Genomic DNA, 17,672 nt, shown 5'->3' on the forward strand with positions numbered 1-17,672 from the left:
GCCGTGATCCAGATCTTGGAGCACACACCGCAGGAAGGGCTGTACGCCGTCCGCGCCGGGCTCGGGGCGGCGGGGCTGCCGGTCGAGGTCTGCCGGGCCTGGGCGGGTGACCGGCTACCGGACACGGTGGACGACATGGTGGCCCTGGTGGTGACAGGCGGCCCCGACTCCGCCGGCGCGGACGCCCTCCGGCACAGCGCGGAACTGGCGCTGTTGCGGGCCGCGTTGGAGGCCGAGGTGCCCGTGCTGGGCGTGTGCCTGGGCGCTCAGCTGCTGGCGATCGCGGCGGGCGGAGCCACCCGGCCCGGCACCGGCGAGCGGATCGGCTGGGGTGACGTACGGACGACAGCCGCCGCGCACACCGACCCGCTGTTCGCGGCCGTGCCGGAGCGGCTGCGGGTGCCGCACTGGCACAGCGACAGCACGGTGGACCTTCCGGAGAAAGCCACGCTGCTGGCGTCCTGCGAGCACCGCCCGGCGCAGGCGTTCCGGATCGGCGGCTCGGCATGGGGGATCCAGTTCCACCTGGAGGCGGACAAGACGGCCGCGTACGCTCTCGCCGGCGCCCTCTCGGAAGGAGCGGCCTCGGCTGCGGAGCCGCCGGAGGCCGCGCCGCCGGAGCCGATGGCACTGGCAGCCCTGGCCCGGCACCGCGACGTCGTACTCAAGTGCTTCGCCGCCTTCATCACGGAGCGGGCAGAACGGACGGCGACCCGCGCGTTCTTCACCCGGCGGGCGGCCACCTGGGAGGAACGCTTCGCCGACGACGCCCCCCGGTACGCGGCGGCCGCCGAGCGGATGCGACTGCTTCCCGGCCAGCGTGTCCTGGACGTGGGCTGCGGCACCGGCCGGGTCCTGCCCGCACTGCGCGCCCAGGTCGGCGACGGCGGCTTCGTCGTCGGAGTCGACCTCACACCGGCGATGCTCACGGCCGCGGTGCGCCAAGGCCGGGCCGGCGACGGCTCCTTGCTGCTGGCCGACGCCTGTCGGCTGCCGCTGCCGGCGCGTGCGGTGGACGGCGTCTTCAGCGCGGGCCTCATCAACCACGTTCCCGACCCCTCGGCGGCACTGCGCGAGTGGGCCAGGGTGACCACATCCGGCGGCGTCCTGCTGCTCTTCCACCCGTCCGGCCGCGCCGAACGCGCCGCCCGGCACGGACGCCCCCTCGACCCGGACGACCCGCTGGCCGAGAACAACCTCCGCCCCGCATTACTGACCGCCGGCTGGGACCTGACGTACTACGAGGACGCCCCACACCACTTCCTGGCACACGCGGCTCGCCGACCCGCTTGAACCTCGAATCCGGCACCGCAGAACGCCGACCGCACCCTCTCCTCGCGGAGGCCGCGCATGCTGCCGCGTCAACTGGAGTATCGCGTCGCACTCGCCAGGGAACGTCACTTCGCCCGCGCGGCGGCTGCCCGTTACGTGTCGCAGCCGTCGCTGTCGGCCGCGATACGACGGCTGGAGCACGAGCTGGACGTACCGACCGTGCGGCGGGGCCCGCGGTACGAGGGCCGCCCCCGCCGACTACCCCTGGCGCACCATGCCGCACCACGGCATGACCCCGCACATCTCCGGCCCCGCCCTGTCCGCGCAGGCCCGCTATGCCGCCGGCGCCCGCGAGATCCTGGAGTCCTGGTTCGCGGGGCGCCCGATCCGCGAGGAGTACCTCATCGTCTCCGGCGGCGCCCTGGCCGGAACCGGCGCGCACTCCAACTCGGTCACCAAGTGACCCCTGGAGGCCGCAGCCACCCGGCGGCGGCCTCCATTCCGGCTTCCCGGACGACGTGATCCGCGGTCTCCTCCGGAGAAAGGGCCGCGGTGTCGAACCACCAGCCGACATCGCCGAGTTCGCGCTTCATGGCGGCGTCGAGATCGTCGTAACCGTCGAAGTCGAACCGCTCCCGCGGGTCCCGGACGGTGTTGCGGTACCGGCACACCTCGATCCCCGGCGCGAGCACGATGAACAAGACCCTGCGAGCCGGGAGGAGGGAGACGAAGAAGTCCAGCTGAGCACGGTCGGGGATCACCCAGTCGATGACAGGCGTGAAGCCGGCGTCGGCGAAGTTGTTCGCCAGCGTGCACAGATTGCGGTTGCACAACTCGACTTGCCGGGCGGACTCCTCGGCCGGCTCGCCGAGCGCTCCGACGCGACCGCCGACGACCAGCCTGCTGATGAAATCCCCGTCGAGCCGGGCGGAGCGGGGTAGACGTTCCGCGATGAGCCGGGTCACCGTCGACTTACCGGCACCCGGCATCCCGGTCACGATCAGGCAGTCCGGACTCTCAGCCGTTTTCACGTCCGCAATCGTGTCAGCGGGCGTAGGGGGCGGCAATCGCATTTCACATGAGCCGGCTCCCTGCGTCGGTGACGGCAGCACACGGGGTTTGCATTCTTTCGGCGGCCGCTCCGGTTGTGGCGGTCCTGGTCCTCGTACGGGCTCAGCTCGCTGTACGCGGTGCCGGTACGCGTTGTGGGAGTCGCGCCCGGAGCGCTTCATGCTTGACCTCGTGGCGCTCCGGCCGAAGCCGGACCGGGCGATGATCGAGGATCTGGCGGGCTGGGCCTGGGACGCGGTCCTCAACCGGCCCGGCCGACCGGACCACAGGCCGACGTCGCCCTGGGGCTCATCGCGAAGGAGGCGTACGCGTCCCATCGTCGAACCGACGGGTTCTGCTCACCCACCACCTGACCGCCAGGATGCTGCGAGATCGGCGCGGCAGCGATCAGTGCGGCACGCTCGGACAACCCGAACCGGGCGGCGTCGATCGTACGGTCCGTGTTCACCGAGCACCTCACGGAGAACCGCCCCCCAAGCCTGAGCTGCGCCCGGAGGCGGAGGACATGGCACGCGCAGCGCGCCTCTGGTCCGGGCGCCCAGTATCCGCGGCCCCGGCGAGCTGGCCGGTGCCGCACGCTCACCGGTGCGGCGTCGAGTTCATCGGCGGCTTCTCGTCCATCCCTCACCAGTCGGCCTCGTCGAGTGCTTACCGTCCCGGAGGCGGGCGGAACCTGCTGGACGTGGGCAGGGACGGCGAGCCCGCCGCCGGGTCCGCGCGCGTTCGCGCCGACGCCCGGGACCCGCTGGACGCGGCCCGGCGCGCCGTCCGTGTCCTCGACGTGATCGTGGCGGTTCGGGGCGAACCAGGAGTGGTCCGGGCCGGAACGACGAGACATGTACGCGACCGAGGTCCTGATGGACCTGCAGGAGACCCGTCTCAAGGCCCGGCAGCTGACCAGATCGAAGACAACCTGGAACCGGAGGCCGGGCGGAGCAAGGCGTTCACCTACTCCAACGCACGGGCACCGGCGACGAGCCGTTCCCGCCGCGCCGGGCACCGGCTCACCACAGGACGGCTTCGCCGCCTGGTCGAAGATCAGCCGTCGCCTTCAGGCGCTTGAACGGACAGGCACGATCGGCGCGCTCGGGCCAAGTAACCGCGAGGCCACGGGCTGGTCCATGGGGAGGGGCTGGTGCCGGTCACCAGCCCCGAAGGTACGTCAGGTGCGCAGGAGCCGCAGGTCGACCGCGTCGGCCATGGCCTTCATGCCCGCGTCGCCGGGATGGAGGTGGTCGCCGGAGTCGTATGCCGGGTCGAGAGCGGCCGGGTTCGCGGGGTCACGCATGGCCCGGTCGAAGTCGATGACGCCGTCGAAGGCACGGCTGGTACGGATCCACTGGTTGACGGTCTGCCGGATCGCCTCGGCGGCAGGCGTGTAGTAGCCGTTGCCCTCGTCGGGCATGAGGGTCGCGCCGATGACGCGTACGTTGGCGGCATGCGCCTCGTGGATCAGGGCGCGGTAGCCGTCGATGAGATCCTGGGCGGTCAGCGGCTGTCCGTCGGGGCCGGCGTTGCGGCCGATGTCGTTGATGCCCTCAAGGAGGATCACGTCCTTGACACCCGGTTGGCCGAGCGCGTCGTGGCCGAAGCGCTTCAGAGCGCTGACGCCCTGCCACGGGTTCGGGACGTCGGTGAGGACCCGGTTGCCGCCGATACCGGCGTCGACGACGCTCAGCCTCTGCGGGCCCGGTGCGGCGCGCAGCCGGCGTCCCAGGAAGTCGGGCCACCGGGTGTAGGCGCCCGTCGAGGAGTGGTAGCCGTCCGTGATGGAGTCGCCGAACGCGACGAGGGTGCCCCTCGCGGTCGCCGACCGGACGTCCAGTCCGGCCAGGTAGTACCAGGAGGTCCTGGTGGTGCCGAACGCGGCGGCGCTGTCGTCACCCGTGTGGTTGCCGTAGGCGATGTAGGTGGTGTCGAACGCGTCGGAGTGCCAGGTCGACATCCCCGTGCTGCCGGGCACGTAGAGACTGACGAGCAGGTTCTCCCCGGCGCTGACCGAGATCGGGACGATGTCGCTGACCTCCTCGGCGCCGGCCGGGATCGTGAGGTGACGGGACCTGCCGAAGGTGACGTTCCGGATGGTGCCGCGCGTCGCCGTGCCTCCGCTCGCCTGGACGGCCATGTCCACGGCGCCGACGACGAGCGCGGTGGTGCTGTACCGATTGGACAGGGTGATGCGGGCGCCCGATCCCGCGATGCTGCTGTGCACCACCATCCGGATGGTTTCGTGGTCGAAGGACGGGCCGCCGGCCGTCATACTGGGCGACCAGGCGCTGACCCGTGTGCCCTTGCCCTGCGCCGACGGAGTGGCGGCGCTCGCCATGTGCGCGGTGCTCAACGGAACGACCGTCAGGGCCATGCCGGTCACCGCGCCGAGCACGGACAGCAAGGATCTGTGCCGCGGTCGGCGACCCGCCGCCGTTCTTTCCTTTTCCGGGAACATCCTCGATCTCTCCTACTCTTCTCCTCGGGGCTCTCTGGCCACGTCTGCCGACCCGTCCTCAGCCGAAGGTGCGCAGCGTCACGGACTCGCCCGGCTTGAGGCTGATGCTCCGTGAAGAGCCGTCCGCAAACACGGTCGTGTCACGGCCGCCGACGCTCCGCAGTGTCAACTGCGTGATCCTGCCGTTCTTCCATCTGAGATCGGCGACGAAGCCGCCGCGGACGCCGACACCCGAAACCGATCCGGATGCCGCCCATGCGGCGGGCAGCGCGGGCAGCAACTCGACATGACCTGGCCGCGAGTAGAGCAGCATCTCGATCATCGCGGAGGGGGTGCCGAAGTTCGCGTCGATCTGGAAGATGCCGCGACCCTGCCCCATGTCCATGATGTCGAAGAGGTTCGGCGCGCTGCCGTTGCCGCCGCCCAGCGACGGCTTCAGGTTGGTGATGACGAGCTGGTACGCCTTCTCCGCGTTCTTCAGCCGGGCCCAGCACAGACTGCGCCAGGCGTTGGCCCAGCCGTAGCTGTCCATGCCACGAGCGGTCAGGAGTGCCGTGGCTCCGGCGAGGATGTCCTTCGGCGTGGAGCCGTCCGGGCGGATCCGGTCCCCGGGGAAGAGACCGAAGAGCGGCGAGAGGTGCCGGTGCGTGGTCTCGCCGAGATTGTCTGGCGACATCCACTCCTCCAGCCAGCCGGTCTTCGGACTGACCACGGGCAGGTACAGGTGCTGACGCAGCCCGTCGATCGTCGCGCTGTAGGAGGTGTCCTTGCCGAGCACCTGGGTCGCGGAGCGGTAGTCGCCGAACAGGTTCCACACCAGTTCCTGCGCGTAGGTGATGCCCTTGGCGTCCAGCGGCCCCTGCTCGGGGGACCAGTCACTGTCGGCGACGAGGACCTCGCGCGAGGCTCCGGAGGCGTCGGTGACGGTCGTGGTGATGAGCCGTGCCTCCCAGAACTCCACGGCGCCCTTGAGAAGCGGGTAGATCCTGTCGAGGTAGGCGCGGTCCTGGGTGTACGTGTAGTGCTCGAACAGGTTGTGGCAGAGCCAGGCATTGCCCGCCGGATGCCACCACCAGCCGCCACCGCCATAGGGGTTGGTGGAGATGGCCACCGTCCAACCGGCGATCTTCCCGCTGGAGTTGCGGTATCTGTTGCTCGGGCTGTTGAACAGCCGCTGGGTGATGTCCGTCCAGGAAGGCAGCTGGGCGAGGCAGTAGTCGGTGAAGGCGTCGAAGCAGTCGGACAGACCGGCGCGGTCGGCCAGCCAGTAGTTCATCTGGACATTGATGTCGGTGTGGTAGTCACCCATCCAGTCCGGGTCGTTGCCGTCCAGCCACGATCCTTGTAGACCCATCGGCAGGACGCCCCGTGACCCGGAGATCATCAGATAGCGCCCGAACTGCAGGTAGGCCGCCTCCAGTTCGGGGTCCGGGACATCGTCCCGGTAGCGGGCCTGCACCCGTTGCCAGGTGTCCAGCCCGCGCTGCGCGGCCGACGACGTACCGAGGTTGATGCTCAGCTGCTCGAACACCGGGCGGAAATCGGCTACATGGGTGTGCAGCAGGGTGCTCGCGGAATGGCCCGCCGCGTCGAGGACCTTGGTGCGCGCCAGGCGCTCCGGATCCAGGGACGGATCACGGAACCCGGCCGCCGCGTTGGGCGCGTAGTTCGTGCCGCCGCTGAAGATGACGATGAGGTCCTTGCAGCCGCTGAAGGAGATCGACGTACCGTCTGCGAAGACCTTCCCGCTGCCGCTGCGGACCGTGACGGCAGCCCCGTACTCCAGCCCGTTGGCGAGGGCGGCGCCGAACGAGACGCAGCGCCCGGCGCCGCCCCTAGTGGTGGACTCGCCGTGGGTGCCGGCGAGCGAGACGGTACCGGTGTAGGTGCCGCCGCCCTGCTGGGAGAAGTGCAGGACGATGACGTCGTCGGGGCGGCTGGCGAAGATCTGCCGCCGGTGGGTGACACCGGACAGGTCGTACGACGCGCTGACGAGGCCCTGGGCCAGGTCCAGGGTGCGACGGTAGTTGTCCACGACGCCCAGATCGTGCCCGGGGATGCCGACGGTGACCTCGGCCAGCAGGGTCAGGGAGCCGAAGTCGACCCGGCCGTAGGGGAACTGGCCGTCGCTCTGCAAGGTGTCGTTCGGACCACCGGTCCACAGGGTGGCGTCGGTGATCGTCAGCAGTTCGCTGGAGGGGTCGTTGCTCGCGAGCGCTCCGAGGCGCCCGTTCCCGACCGGCAGACCCTGCCGGATCATCGAGCCGGGGGAGCCGGGTTCCTGCCACCACAGCTGGTTCCTCGCGGCGACGGCCGGCGACAGCAGGGGCGAGGAGGTGGGCCGGACGGGGGCCGCCGAGGCCGTGAAGGCGGGCAGTCCGCCGAGGGCTGCGGCGGTACCGGCTGCGGCGGCGACAGCGAGAAAGCCCCTGCGGCTCGGGTGGTCGTCGCGCGATGCGGTGTGCTGAATGTCCACGTGTGCACTCCATGTCCGGGGGGAACGGCACGTGCGGGAGGGTGCGCGGGCGCGGGTCCCGGTCGTGTCCCCGGGACCCGCGGAGGCGTCAGAGGGTCTTGGGTACGTCGATCCTGTCGATGTCAGGTGCGTAGTCCCAGCCGCTGTCGAACGTGATGGTGTTGGAGCCCGCCTTCAGAGCCAACTGGACGCTGACGGTGTCGACCGTGTTCCAGTCGCCGGTGGAGGGGAACTTCAGGCTGGTGCCGTTGCCGCTGTTGGAGTAGACGGTCACCGAGCGGGGGTCGCCGCTGACGTAGGCGACGTTGACGGTGTAGATGCCGTCCTTCTTCACCCTGATGTCGTTGAACTGCAGCTTGCTGTCGAGGTAGAGGTTGCCGACCTTCTTGCCGCCGGAGCAGGCGTCGCATACGGCGACAGAGGCGTTGCCGGTCAGGGCGTTGTCCGCGGACTCGGCCTCGTAGCCGGTGGTCAGCAGCCTGCTGCCGCCGGGCCTCACGGTGAGGAGCCGTGAACCGTGCGCGGGCAGCGTCACGGTGATCCTCTTCTTGTACGTCCCGAGGTTCTGGTGATTCCACAGATCGCGTACGGAGGCCGCGCCGGTGAAGCCGAAGGAAGCCCAGTCGGCGGTGACGGCGGACGGCGAGTCGCCCAGGTTGAACAGGGCGACTGTGTACGTGCCGTCGGCGTTCTTGGTTCCCCACACCTGCTGGTCGCCCATCGGGGTGACCGGACGCGCGACGGGTGAGCTGTTCCGGTCGACGGCGATGACTTCCTGGTTGGTCAGGAGGGACAGGCCATAGCCGTCCAACCGGGTGAGGTCGTCGCCGGTGAACAGAGGCGACTTGTTGATGGCCCACAGGGTCATGTAGCTCTGCCGTTCGGCCTTGGTGAGGCCGTCCATCGCTCCGTTGCCGACATCGATCGCGTCGAGGTCGTTCCAGCCGCCCGGGCCCGCCAGGTGGCTCCACGCAGGGGCGTCGTCCCACCGGTCGTTGACCGAGTTCTCCCAGGTGACCAGGGTGTTGCAGTAGCACTCGACGTCGGTGTCGATGCGCCAGCCGTTGGAGTACTTCTTCCAGTCGGCCGCGTGACCGATGTCGAGCGACCAGGAGATCTCCAGGTGGATCGGGCGGCCGGTGGCGGCGATGGCGCGGTGCCAGGCGGCGACGTCCGCGACGTTGTCGTAGTTGTCCCCGGACTTGGACGAGCCGGGGCCCACGCCGTCCAGCTTCAGGAAGTCGTAGCCCCAGTCCGCGAGCATCTGCGCCTGCGAGTCGATGTACTTCTGGGCACACGGATTGTCGAAGTCCAGCTTGTAGGCGCTGTCCCAGCCGTTGGTGGTGCGCAGATCCGGGTAGACGACGTCCGCGGTGGTACAGCCGGGGGCGTTCCGGATCGGCACCTTGCCCCCGCCGTACGCCCCCTTCTCCAGGCCGACGGGCAGGTAGATGCCGGCCCTGAGGCCCTTGGCGTGGATATGGTCCGCGACCGACTTCATACCGTGGGGGAACCGCACCGGGTCAGGTGTCTGCCGGCCGTACTGGTCGAACTCGGACGTCCAGTTCTTGTCCATCCACCAGCCCGCGTCGATGTTGACGTAGTCGTAGCCGTACTTCTTGAGCGTGATGGCGAGGGCGTCCGTCTGCTTCAGGACGTTCGCCTCGGTCAGGTAGCTGTAGTTGCCGTCCGGGTTCAGGCCCGGGTACTGCGAGGACTGCATGCTCCAGCTGGACCAGCCCATGTACGGCTTGGCGGCCAGTTCGGAGGAGACGTCGGCCGAGTTTGAGGCTGGAGGCATGGGCTTGGGGGAGACGGCCAGGGCCTGGGTGGCGGCGGTCGGGACGACTACGGCGAGTCCGGCTGTTACGGCCAGGACCAGCATCGATCTGACGGTACGTCGCGGGAAGCCGGGGAAGGCTCCGCGCAGGGCTCTGTACGGGGATGACCGCATGGGTCGCCTCCAGAGGTGAGGTGGGCGCAGCCGCTGTTGCGGGAATCGCGCGGTGGCACCCGGTGGGGGACGGGCGTTGTCGGGAGAAGGGAACCGGCGTATCCGGAAGGACGCCGGGGGAGAGACGACGGTCGGTCGAGAACCGGCTGTCAGAGAGGCGGACCGGGCAGCTCAGCCGCCGCCCGCGCCGCGGGCGTCGGGAGCGGCACGGCTGCGGCGGCGGCCCGACACCGGGCAGACCCGGAACACCGTGCGGTGCCTGCCTCCCGCGGGATTCTTCGTTCTGCGGCTCATCGCCACTCCTCCCACATGCCCGATCCCATGAAGGACTGAATGGCGGTGGCCGCGGCCCCACGTGCCCACTCCTCGAAGGGCAGGGGACGTGTTGTCAGATCGCACTGCGCGGCGGTACCGAAGGCGGACACGGCGAACGCGTCCCGGATGCCCTCGGCCACCAGGTCGTAGGCGGCCAGGCCCTCCCCGGAGATGATCACCCGCTCGGGACCGAGGATGTTCACCAAGAAGCCGATGGCCTGGCCGATCGCCTCGCCGGCCCGTGCGTAGACCCCTCTGACAGCGGGATCTCCCCTGTGGGCCAGCGCCAGCGCGTCGGCCGCGTCGGTCACCGGCTGGTCCGTGGCCGCGCGCACCGCGCGCAGTATGGCGGGGTCCGACGCGATCGCCTCCACGCACCCCCGATTGCCGCAGTGGCACACGGGGCCGTGCGGGTCGAGTGACAGGTGCCCGATCTCGCCGGCCACGCCGTACGCTCCCGACACCACCCGCCCGTGCACCACCAGGCCGCACCCGATACCGGCGCCCACGGTCACCAGGGCGAAGTCCGAGAGCCCGACACCGGCTCCGAACCAGTGCTCGGCGACCGTCAGCGCCCGTACGTCGTTGTCGACCGTGACCGGCAGCCCGGTCGCGGTCCCGGCGATCTCGGCGAGCGGAACGTCGCGCCACTCCAGGAAGGGCGAGTAACGGACCACACCACCGGCGCGGTCCACGTCCCCCGAGATCGCGATGCCCAGCCCACGGACCCGCACACCGAATCCGTCGGCCTCCGTGAGCAACTCCTGTACCAGCGCGGTGAGGGCGGGGAGCACCGCCTCCGGAGCCCGGCCCGTGAGCCGTACATGCCGGGCCATCCGGATACGGCAGCGCAGATCGGCCAGTACGGCGATGATCTCGTCCCCCGTCACCTTGATCCCGATGAACAGCGCCGTCCCCCCTTCCACCCAGACCAGATTGGCCGGACGTCCCACCGTGGGCCGCGCCTCTTCGTCCACCCCCTCGACCAGATAGCCGAGTTCCATCAGCGGACGGACCGCCTTGGTGACGGCGGCTGGCGAGAGACTGGTCCGCCGTCCCACCTCGGCCCGAGTGAGCGGACCGTGGGAGAGCAGGGTGGTGAACACCAGGGAAGCGGCCGACGTCATCGCCGGGGGCGCCTCGTGGGAGGGGGCCGAGCGCATGGCCGGAAACTTAGAGAGGTTCTTTTTCGCTGTCAATGAATAAGGCACGGCCCCTTGCGAGAGGGTGAGCTGACTCGCGGCAGGCCCGCAAAACATAGGTCAGGAGCGGTAGTTGGCGCCTGATCAAAGGCAAGGCTGGCTGTGTGCCGCACGGGTGGCCTCTAGAGTGGCCTCCGTCCATATCCTGCACGATCCTGATCAATTCACATCGACCGCCCGGCACGACGGCAGCCGCCGTGAATGGCGGCCGCTCCGTCGTCCACGCCACCCCGCCGCCGAGATCCGGCACCACGGCCGCGACCGCCACCGCGACCCACACGACGAGGCCCCGCCGTGCCCGCGCCGCCCCCGTCGCGCCAGTCATCCGCGCATCACGCAGACGTGGTCAACCTCCCTCCTTGCCAACCCACTTGGCTTCTCGGGTTTCGCGCCTGCAGCAGGGGCCGCCACAAGCAGATGTCGCCTGAGCTCCGCTCTTGCGGATCAGTGGGCGGTCAGGTGCTGTGCGAAGAACCCGCGGACGGCGTGGCGGATCTCCGGCACCGAGACCGTAGGGCTGACCGTGCCGATCAGAGCGTTCCGTTGCCGTGCTGTCATCAGCCCTGCTGTCTGGAGCTGCGGAAGCACCGCGGCGTAGTCGGTGAAGATCCAGTGGTTGGCGTCGGCGATGCGCTCGGTGCGTACCCGTCGGCCCGAGCGAGTAGTCAGGGCCGACCAGGAGCGATCCATTTCGCGTCGGCGATTGAACCCGGCACTGCCCAGCAGGAACAGCGGACGGTCCACTCCCTCCGACGTCACAGGGAACGGCGTGGCAGCGCCGCCGGGCGTGGTGGGCGGGTAATCGAGGTAACCCTCCAGATTGATGCCGGCGCGGACCCGCCGGTTCTCGAAGAGCACCTCGGTGACGGCACTTCCGCCGGCCGAGTGGCCGTATACGCCGACGCGACTCAGATCGAGCGTGCGGGCGAGCCCATGTGGCAGCGGCAGGTCGGCCGCGTGCTCGAACCGGTCGAGGACGAAGTGCAGGTCGGCGATCCGTGCGTCGATCACGGTGCGCCACAAGGACGGCTGGTCCCGCGGATCGCCGCGCAGGACTGTCATACGAACCCGATCCCGCCTGAACGGGGTGACATCCGGGAACTCGACCGCGGCCGCGTCCCCGGGGTGGTCGACCGTGACGACGACGGCGCCATGACTGGCCAGGTCCTCGGCCAAGGAGGTCCCCCACCCGCGAGGGTCGCCGCCACCCGGGCTGTACACGAGCACCGGGCGCCGGCCCGGCCGCGGTGTGGCGCCCACGAACGAGTGGGACAGAGTGGCACGCCAGTCCACGCCCGCCGCCGGCAGATGGAGGGGGCCGAGTGGAGCGATCCGTCCGAACAGGCCTGCCGCTCGCGGCGGGAGCTGCGGAGCGCGGGCGAGTCCGGTGACGTCGCGAGCCGGGTAGAAGACCGTCAACATCAGCTCCCGAACCGGGAATTCGGGCGTCAGGGGGTCAGGCCGGGAGGTGTCGACGAGGTAGACCGACTGACACCCCACGGGGTGGCGGCCGGTGGGCGCAGGCAGGCGGAGTACGGCATCGTTCCGGGCCGGTGCCGCGGCGGCGGCCCGGGATCCGGCTTGGGCAGGGCCCCCGGCACCGAGCAACAGCGTGGCGGAGCCCAGCAGGGCGGACTTGGTGACGAGGCGTCGGCTGAGGGAGAAGTCGTGGGTCACGCGGCACATGCTGGCCCGCCTGGCGCAGCGTGGGCGATCGTTTAGCTTGGAGGCTCAAGGATGGCGCCGTGGACGGCGTCCGTGTCGACGAACAGGGGGCGTCGTGCTCCGGATCCACTTCACGCCGGACGACTTCGCCAAGGTCAGCCTTGCGCCTCGGCCCGCCCCGCTCCAGGAACTCCACGTGGCGCTGACGATGATGTGCCGCCAGGACGGCGAACTCCTGCACGGATCTTGGCGACGCAAGGCGCTGCGTACCCTGCCGGAGGCGGCCCACCCGCTTGCGGATCTCGTCCCGGCCGGGCGAGCGCCGAGCTTCCTGGACGTGATGGCGGACTCCCTGCCGGACGCTCTGGAACAGGTGCGCTCGGCCCCGCCCAAGGTGGTGAGCGCCGAACTGGAGCGTGTCTACGCGCCCACCCGGATTCCCGCACCGGCATGGATCCACGACCTGCGGCGGGGCGACAGCCGGGCCTGGCGGCTGATCCACCGCGCGCAGCACGCGGCGTTCGAGGCGCTGCTGGGTCCTGTCTGGGCACAGGTGCAGGATCTGCACCGCGCCGAGTTCGTGCGCCGAGCCGTGCAACTCGCCGAAGGCGGTGTCGGTTCGATGCTCTCCGGGCTACTACCCGGCGCGCGCTTGCACGGTAGCGTCTGGGAACTTCCCGGCATGCCTCGGGAAGTCCACGTCGGTGGGCGAGGGCTCCTCCTGCTGCCGACCTTCCACGGGGCCGGAGGGCCGCTGCTGTGTGACCTCCCGGACCGCCCGGTCGTGGTCACCTACCCGGTCGGCCCTGGCCTTCCGCCGCAGCCCGACGGCTCCACCGGCTTTCAGGCACTGGTCAAGGTGATCGGCAACACGCGCGCAGAACTGCTGCATCTGCTGGCCGAAGCACGTACGACGACCGAACTCGCCCGACGGCTCCGTGTCAGTGCCCCGACGATCTCGGCCCACACAGCGGCCCTTCGCGGCGCCGGACTGATCTCCACCGAGCGTGCCGGGAAGGCAGTCCTGCATCGCCGCACCGCGCTGGGCAGCCTGCTGTTGGGGCAGAACCCCTGAAGCCCTTGGCGACCCTTGTTGGAACGTCCTGACATATCTATTGACACCGACCGTAGGCCGCCTCATAGTACGGGCCACTAGAGCGCACTAGTAACGCGCTCCAGTGAACGCACTCCAGCGGCACGCACCCCCGGTTGCCGCCGGTCCTCGCGTACGCCCGCAGCAGGAGGAGTCGCCCGGACAGTGCCCCCTGTGTCTACCGGGAGGGCATCGCCGAGTCCCTCGACTTTCCGGATGCCTCTTTCGACACCGTCGTCACCAGCCTGATGCTGCACCACCTGCCGGAGGAGCTGCGGCCCGCGGCCCTGCGCGAGATGTACCGGGTGCTACGGCCCGGCGGGCGGCTGCTGGTGGTGGAGTTCCGGCCGCCGAAGAGCCGGATCGGCCGCCGCCTGGTGCACGGCGGGGTGGCCCACGCCATGGCACACAACCGGGTGGACCTGCTGGAGACGCTCGTCACTGACGTCGGCTTCGAGCTGAACGGCCGCGGCGCTGTGCGGCCGTGGCTCACCTACGTACGGGCGCGGCGAAGGCGGTAGCGACAGGGAGTGCTGACCCGCGCGGGTCATTGACGGGCGGACCCGTTCAGATGGGCCAGCACAGCCAGGACCCGGCGGTTGGTCTCCTCGGAGGCGGTGATGCCGAGCTTGCCGAAGATGCTCGCCGAGTGCTTGCCGACGGCGCTCTCGCTGATGAACAGCCGGGCGGCGATGGCGGCGTTGGAATATCCCTCGGCCATCAGCGCCAGCACCTCCCGCTCGCGCGGTGTGAGCGTGGCCAGGGGGTCGTCGCGGTGGCGGCCGCCGAGCAGTTTGGCCACGACCTCGGGGTCCATGGCGGTGCCGCCGTCCGCCACGCGTCGTACGGCTTCGACGAACTCTGCGGCGCCGAGCACTCGGTCCTTGAGGAGATAGCCGATGCCTCCCGTGCCGTCGGCCAGCAGCTCGCGTGCGTACAACTGCTCGACGTGCTGCGAGAGTACGAGCACGGGCAGTCCCGGTCGGCGGCGGCGGGCCTCCAGCGCCGCCTGCAGGCCCTCGTCGGTGAAGGTGGGCGGAAGCCGTACGTCCACCACGGCGACGTCCAACTCCATCTCGGCCAGGGCGCGGCGCAGCTCCGGCCCGCTGGCCACGGCGGCGGCCACGGTGAAGCCGTGCGCCGTCAGGAGGGTGCAGAGCCCTTCCCGGAGGAGGAAGAGGTCTTCGGCGAGGACAACACGCAAGGCAGCTCCATCGTCACCAGGGTCGGCCCTCCGGCCGGGCTCCGGATGGCGATGCTACCGTCGAAGGCCGACAGGCGTCGGCGGATGCCGCGCAGGCCGCTGCCGCCCGCCCCGAGCACGGGCCCTTCCTCCTCGTGGGCGCCCCCGCAACCGTCGTCCCACACAGTGCAGCGCAGCACTTGGCCGGTGTGCCTCAGTTCGACGCGGGCGTGTGCCGCGTCCCCGTGCCGGGCCGCATTGGTCAGCAGCTCGGCGACGGCGAAGTACAGCGCCGCCTCGATCGGCCCCTCCGGACGGCCCGTCAGCCCGTCGGCAGCGACCTCGGCTTCCAACGGGGCGTCCAGCGCGAGCGCACGCAGCGCGTCGACGAGTCCGCGCTCGGCCAGTACCGGTGGGTTGATGCCGCGCACCAGGGCGCGCAGCTCGGTCAGGGCGCGCGCGGAGTTCTCGCGCGTCTGCCGCACCAGCTCGCGCGCCCGGTCCGGGTCTGTCTCCATCAGTGTCTCCAGCGCGCCGAGTGCGAGGCCCATGGCCACCAGCCGGGCCTGCGCACCGTCGTGGAGGTCGCGTTCGATACGGCGCAGTTCCGCCTCGCGGCTGTCCACGGCGGCGGCGCGGGTCTCGGTCAGCTCCTCGACCCGTTCGGCCAGCCGGCGGCGTTCCACCTCGGCGGCGACGGAAGGGTCCGGGCCGAGCAGCCGGGGCAGCCAGCGGCGGGCGTGCAGGCGCGAGGCGGGAGCGGCCAGCCGCAGCCCGGCGTAGTAGAGGGCGAGGCCACTGGGTAGTGCCACGGCCGGTGCGTCGAACACCGAGGCGTGGGACACGCCGCCTTCGCCGCCGAAGATTGCGACGATGCCCGAGGCGAGCAGGTCGAAGAGGCCGTACCACACCATCGCGCTGGGGCCGAGCAGCACCACCGCCCCGATGAGTGGCTCCAGTGCGAGGAAGAACAGGTCACGGCGGGTGGCCGGGTCCTCGCGCGGTGGGCTGTCATGGAGATAGGGGCTCACGACGGCCGTACCGCCCCAGCGCGCGGGCACCCTGCGGTAGAGGCCGGTCAGCCTGCGCATCGCGTGCAGCCAGCCCTGGTCCGGGTCACCGTCCGTGAAGAGCCAGGCCGGCAGACAGATGAACAGCATCACCAGGGCCGCCGGGCTGCACCAGCCGACTCCCCAGCAGTACCCCAGTTCCCGGTGTCGCCGGCCGAAGCGCCGCAGGGCGGTGCCGACGGCGCGTCCGGCGGTGGTGGTCATCGGCCTGCCTTTCCAAAGGGTTTCGCGGTTCGTCGTCTGCACCGGTTCACCAGTGTGACGCGCACTTAGGCCGGACAGGGTGTGTCCGGGTCCCGCTCGGGGGTGGGCCTAGCCCCACTCCGACTCGGTGCCTGAGCCCAATGTGCGCGTTCCCGCGGGTCCGTAGCGTCGAAGACATCAAGAACGGACACGGATCACGAACCAGGGGTCAGGGTGAAGGACATGACGGGGATGCACATGGCGAAGAAGCCCGAGGGGTCGTCGAACGGGCCGCTGCTGCAGAGCCTGGTGCTGAACGTCGCTGCGCCGCTGGCGATGTTCTACGGCCTGCGGGCGGCCGGAGTCGGCCTGTGGTGGGCGGTGCTGGCGAGCGCCGTGCCGCCGACCGTGGAGGCGCTGCTGACAGTGGCACGGGAGCGGCGCGTCGGGATGCTGGGCGTCCTGGTCCTCAGCATGGTCGCCCTGGGTGCGGTGCTGTCGCTGGTGACCGGGAGCCCACGGTTCATGTTCGCCAAGGACGGCTGGATGACGGGAATCGTCGGGCTGGTGTTCCTGGCCACGCTGCGCGGGCAGCCGATCATCTACCGGGTCCTGTCGTCCGTGGCGAAGGGAGAGAAGCGTGAGGAGCTGGAACGCAACTGGCAGGCATCGCCCACCTTCCGCCGGCTGATGCGGCTGCTGACCGTGGTGTGGGGGATGGGTCTGCTGCTGGATTCGGTCGTGCGGGTCGTGCTCGCCTACACGCTGCCCATCGACTCGGTGATGCTGGTGACCACGCTCCAGTACGTCGCGCTGTTCGTGACCCTGGAGGTCTTCAGCCGTCGCTACGGGCGCAAGCCGGCCCGGATAGCCATCATCCACAACGAGGCCGCAGCGGCGGGGACAGCGGTCTGACGGTCCATCAGGAACACGGAGGAGCAGGGGCATGGCGCAGGTAGCAGTGGTCACGGGTGCGGCGAGCGGGATCGGTGCGGCGGTGGCGCGGCACTTCGGCCGCCTCGGTGCGCAGGTGGTCGTGGCGGACATCGACGAGGCGGGCGGTGCCGCCGTCGCCGAGGAGGTGGGCGGGCTGTTCGTCCGTACCGACACCACGCGGGAGAAGGACAACCTGGCGCTGATCGACGCCACCGTGGCGGCTTACGGCGGGCTGGACTTCGTCCACCTCAACGCCGGGATCGGCGACGGCGGCGGGTTCGGCCAGGACGACTACGACGCGGAGCGGCAGCACCGGGTGCTGGCGGTGAACCTGCACGGCGTGATGTTCGGGCTGCACGCGGCACTTCCGGTGCTGTCCGCACATGGCGGGGGTTCACTGGTGGTCACCTCCAGCATGGCCGGGGTCGGCATGGCGCCCTTCGACCCGGTGTACGCGGCCACCAAGTACGGCGTGATCGGGTTGGTCCGCTCGCTGGCCCCGACGTGGCGGGACAAGGGTGTGCGGATCAATGCGATCTGCCCGGGGTTCGTCCGCACGCCGATCCTGCCGCCGGAGGCGATCGACTACATCGTCGGCGAGGGCTTCGCCCTGGCGGAGCCTGCCGAGATCGCGGCGTCGGTCGCCGAGATCGCGGCGAGCGAGGAGGCGGGGTGCGCGTATGTACTGCAGGCAGGCCGTGCCCCCGAGCCGGTGGCCTTTCCGCGGCTCGACCTGGTACGCACCGACACGTGAACGCCGCCCGCTCGCCGGGCGCGGAGCCGCCGCCTTTCGGGATGCCTCGACT

15 protein-coding genes and 2 pseudogenes are annotated in these 17,672 nt (G+C 70.4%); 7 read left to right on the forward strand and 10 right to left on the reverse strand.

Annotation, left to right across the window (positions count from 1 at the left end; genetic code table 11):
- Nucleotides 1-3: 3 nt before the first annotated feature.
- From AV521_RS19375 to AV521_RS19385, 3 genes and pseudogenes are all read left to right on the forward strand, one after another.
- Nucleotides 4-1,293 (forward strand): methyltransferase domain-containing protein, encoded by a 1,290-nt coding sequence (locus tag AV521_RS19375; protein ID WP_076089712.1) that lies wholly within the window; start codon nt 4-6, stop codon nt 1,291-1,293.
- Nucleotides 1,294-1,350: 57 nt separating this feature from the next.
- A pseudogene (locus AV521_RS19380) lies at nt 1,351-1,518 on the forward strand (LysR family transcriptional regulator); the annotation flags it as partial.
- Nucleotide 1,519: 1 nt separating this feature from the next.
- Nucleotides 1,520-1,735 (forward strand): annotated as a pseudogene (locus AV521_RS19385) (NAD-dependent formate dehydrogenase); the annotation flags it as partial.
- Here AV521_RS19385 and AV521_RS19390 read toward each other — a convergent pair.
- The 8 genes from AV521_RS19390 to AV521_RS19415 form a co-directional block, all read right to left on the reverse strand.
- A complete protein-coding gene (locus AV521_RS19390) occupies nt 1,725-2,303 on the reverse strand; it encodes an AAA family ATPase (protein ID WP_256725620.1) in 579 nt (192 codons plus the stop codon). The pseudogene AV521_RS19385 and the gene AV521_RS19390 sit on opposite strands and share 11 nt — an antisense overlap.
- Nucleotides 2,304-2,584: 281 nt before the next feature.
- Nucleotides 2,585-2,791 (reverse strand): hypothetical protein, encoded by a 207-nt coding sequence (locus tag AV521_RS48680; RefSeq protein ID WP_143658626.1) that lies wholly within the window; start codon nt 2,789-2,791, stop codon nt 2,585-2,587.
- A 714-nt stretch (nt 2,792-3,505) separates the two neighbouring features.
- Entirely contained in the window at nt 3,506-4,726 is a 1,221-nt protein-coding gene (locus AV521_RS19395; protein ID WP_256725621.1) for an SGNH/GDSL hydrolase family protein, read from the reverse strand.
- 121 nt (nt 4,727-4,847) lie between these two features.
- Nucleotides 4,848-7,265 carry a glycoside hydrolase N-terminal domain-containing protein gene (locus tag AV521_RS19400; protein ID WP_076089714.1) on the reverse strand — a complete coding sequence of 806 codons (2,418 nt, stop codon included), beginning with the start codon at nt 7,263-7,265 and terminating at the stop codon, nt 4,848-4,850.
- A gap of 88 nt (nt 7,266-7,353) precedes the next feature.
- Nucleotides 7,354-9,219: a carbohydrate-binding protein gene (locus AV521_RS19405; protein WP_076089715.1), complete on the reverse strand. Its 1,866-nt coding sequence runs from the start codon at nt 9,217-9,219 to the stop codon at nt 7,354-7,356.
- Nucleotides 9,220-9,390: 171 nt separating this feature from the next.
- The gene (locus tag AV521_RS50980) at nt 9,391-9,513 is read right to left on the reverse strand and encodes a hypothetical protein (RefSeq protein ID WP_256725622.1); all 123 of its coding nucleotides are present in this window, start codon (nt 9,511-9,513) and stop codon (nt 9,391-9,393) included.
- Nucleotides 9,510-10,697, reverse strand: coding sequence for an ROK family transcriptional regulator (locus AV521_RS19410; protein ID WP_179023224.1), 1,188 nt, complete (start codon nt 10,695-10,697; stop codon nt 9,510-9,512). The genes AV521_RS50980 and AV521_RS19410 overlap by 4 nt, the downstream gene beginning before the upstream one ends.
- 483 nt (nt 10,698-11,180) lie before the next feature.
- The gene (locus AV521_RS19415; protein ID WP_256725623.1) at nt 11,181-12,413 is read right to left on the reverse strand and encodes an alpha/beta hydrolase; all 1,233 of its coding nucleotides are present in this window, start codon (nt 12,411-12,413) and stop codon (nt 11,181-11,183) included.
- 103 nt (nt 12,414-12,516) lie between these two features.
- Between AV521_RS19415 and AV521_RS19420 the strand changes: the two genes are divergently transcribed.
- Nucleotides 12,517-13,476 carry a helix-turn-helix transcriptional regulator gene (locus AV521_RS19420; protein ID WP_076089718.1) on the forward strand — a complete coding sequence of 320 codons (960 nt, stop codon included), beginning with the start codon at nt 12,517-12,519 and terminating at the stop codon, nt 13,474-13,476.
- A 134-nt stretch (nt 13,477-13,610) separates the two neighbouring features.
- Nucleotides 13,611-14,015, forward strand: a complete 405-nt coding sequence (locus AV521_RS19425; protein ID WP_076089719.1) for a class I SAM-dependent methyltransferase — start codon at nt 13,611-13,613, stop codon at nt 14,013-14,015.
- A 26-nt stretch (nt 14,016-14,041) separates the two neighbouring features.
- Here the strand turns inward: AV521_RS19425 and AV521_RS19430 are convergent, their stop codons facing one another.
- Both AV521_RS19430 and AV521_RS19435 read right to left on the reverse strand, forming a co-directional pair.
- Nucleotides 14,042-14,698 carry a response regulator transcription factor gene (locus AV521_RS19430; RefSeq protein ID WP_076089720.1) on the reverse strand — a complete coding sequence of 219 codons (657 nt, stop codon included), beginning with the start codon at nt 14,696-14,698 and terminating at the stop codon, nt 14,042-14,044.
- On the reverse strand, nt 14,638-15,951 hold the full coding sequence (locus tag AV521_RS19435) for a sensor histidine kinase (RefSeq protein WP_076089721.1): 1,314 nt from the start codon (nt 15,949-15,951) through the stop codon (nt 14,638-14,640). The genes AV521_RS19430 and AV521_RS19435 overlap by 61 nt, the downstream gene beginning before the upstream one ends.
- Before the next feature lie 222 nt (nt 15,952-16,173).
- On the opposite strand from AV521_RS19435, the gene AV521_RS47730 reads away from it, so the two are divergent.
- Nucleotides 16,174-16,845: a VC0807 family protein gene (locus AV521_RS47730; RefSeq protein ID WP_143658627.1), complete on the forward strand. Its 672-nt coding sequence runs from the start codon at nt 16,174-16,176 to the stop codon at nt 16,843-16,845.
- Nucleotides 16,846-16,876: 31 nt separating this feature from the next.
- Nucleotides 16,877-17,620, forward strand: a complete 744-nt coding sequence (locus AV521_RS19445; RefSeq protein ID WP_076089723.1) for an SDR family NAD(P)-dependent oxidoreductase — start codon at nt 16,877-16,879, stop codon at nt 17,618-17,620.
- Nucleotides 17,621-17,672 lie beyond the last annotated feature (52 nt).

Origin of the sequence: Streptomyces sp. IMTB 2501 (assembly GCF_001953885.1) — a bacterium.
In the GTDB taxonomy this organism is placed as follows: domain Bacteria; phylum Actinomycetota; class Actinomycetes; order Streptomycetales; family Streptomycetaceae; genus Streptomyces.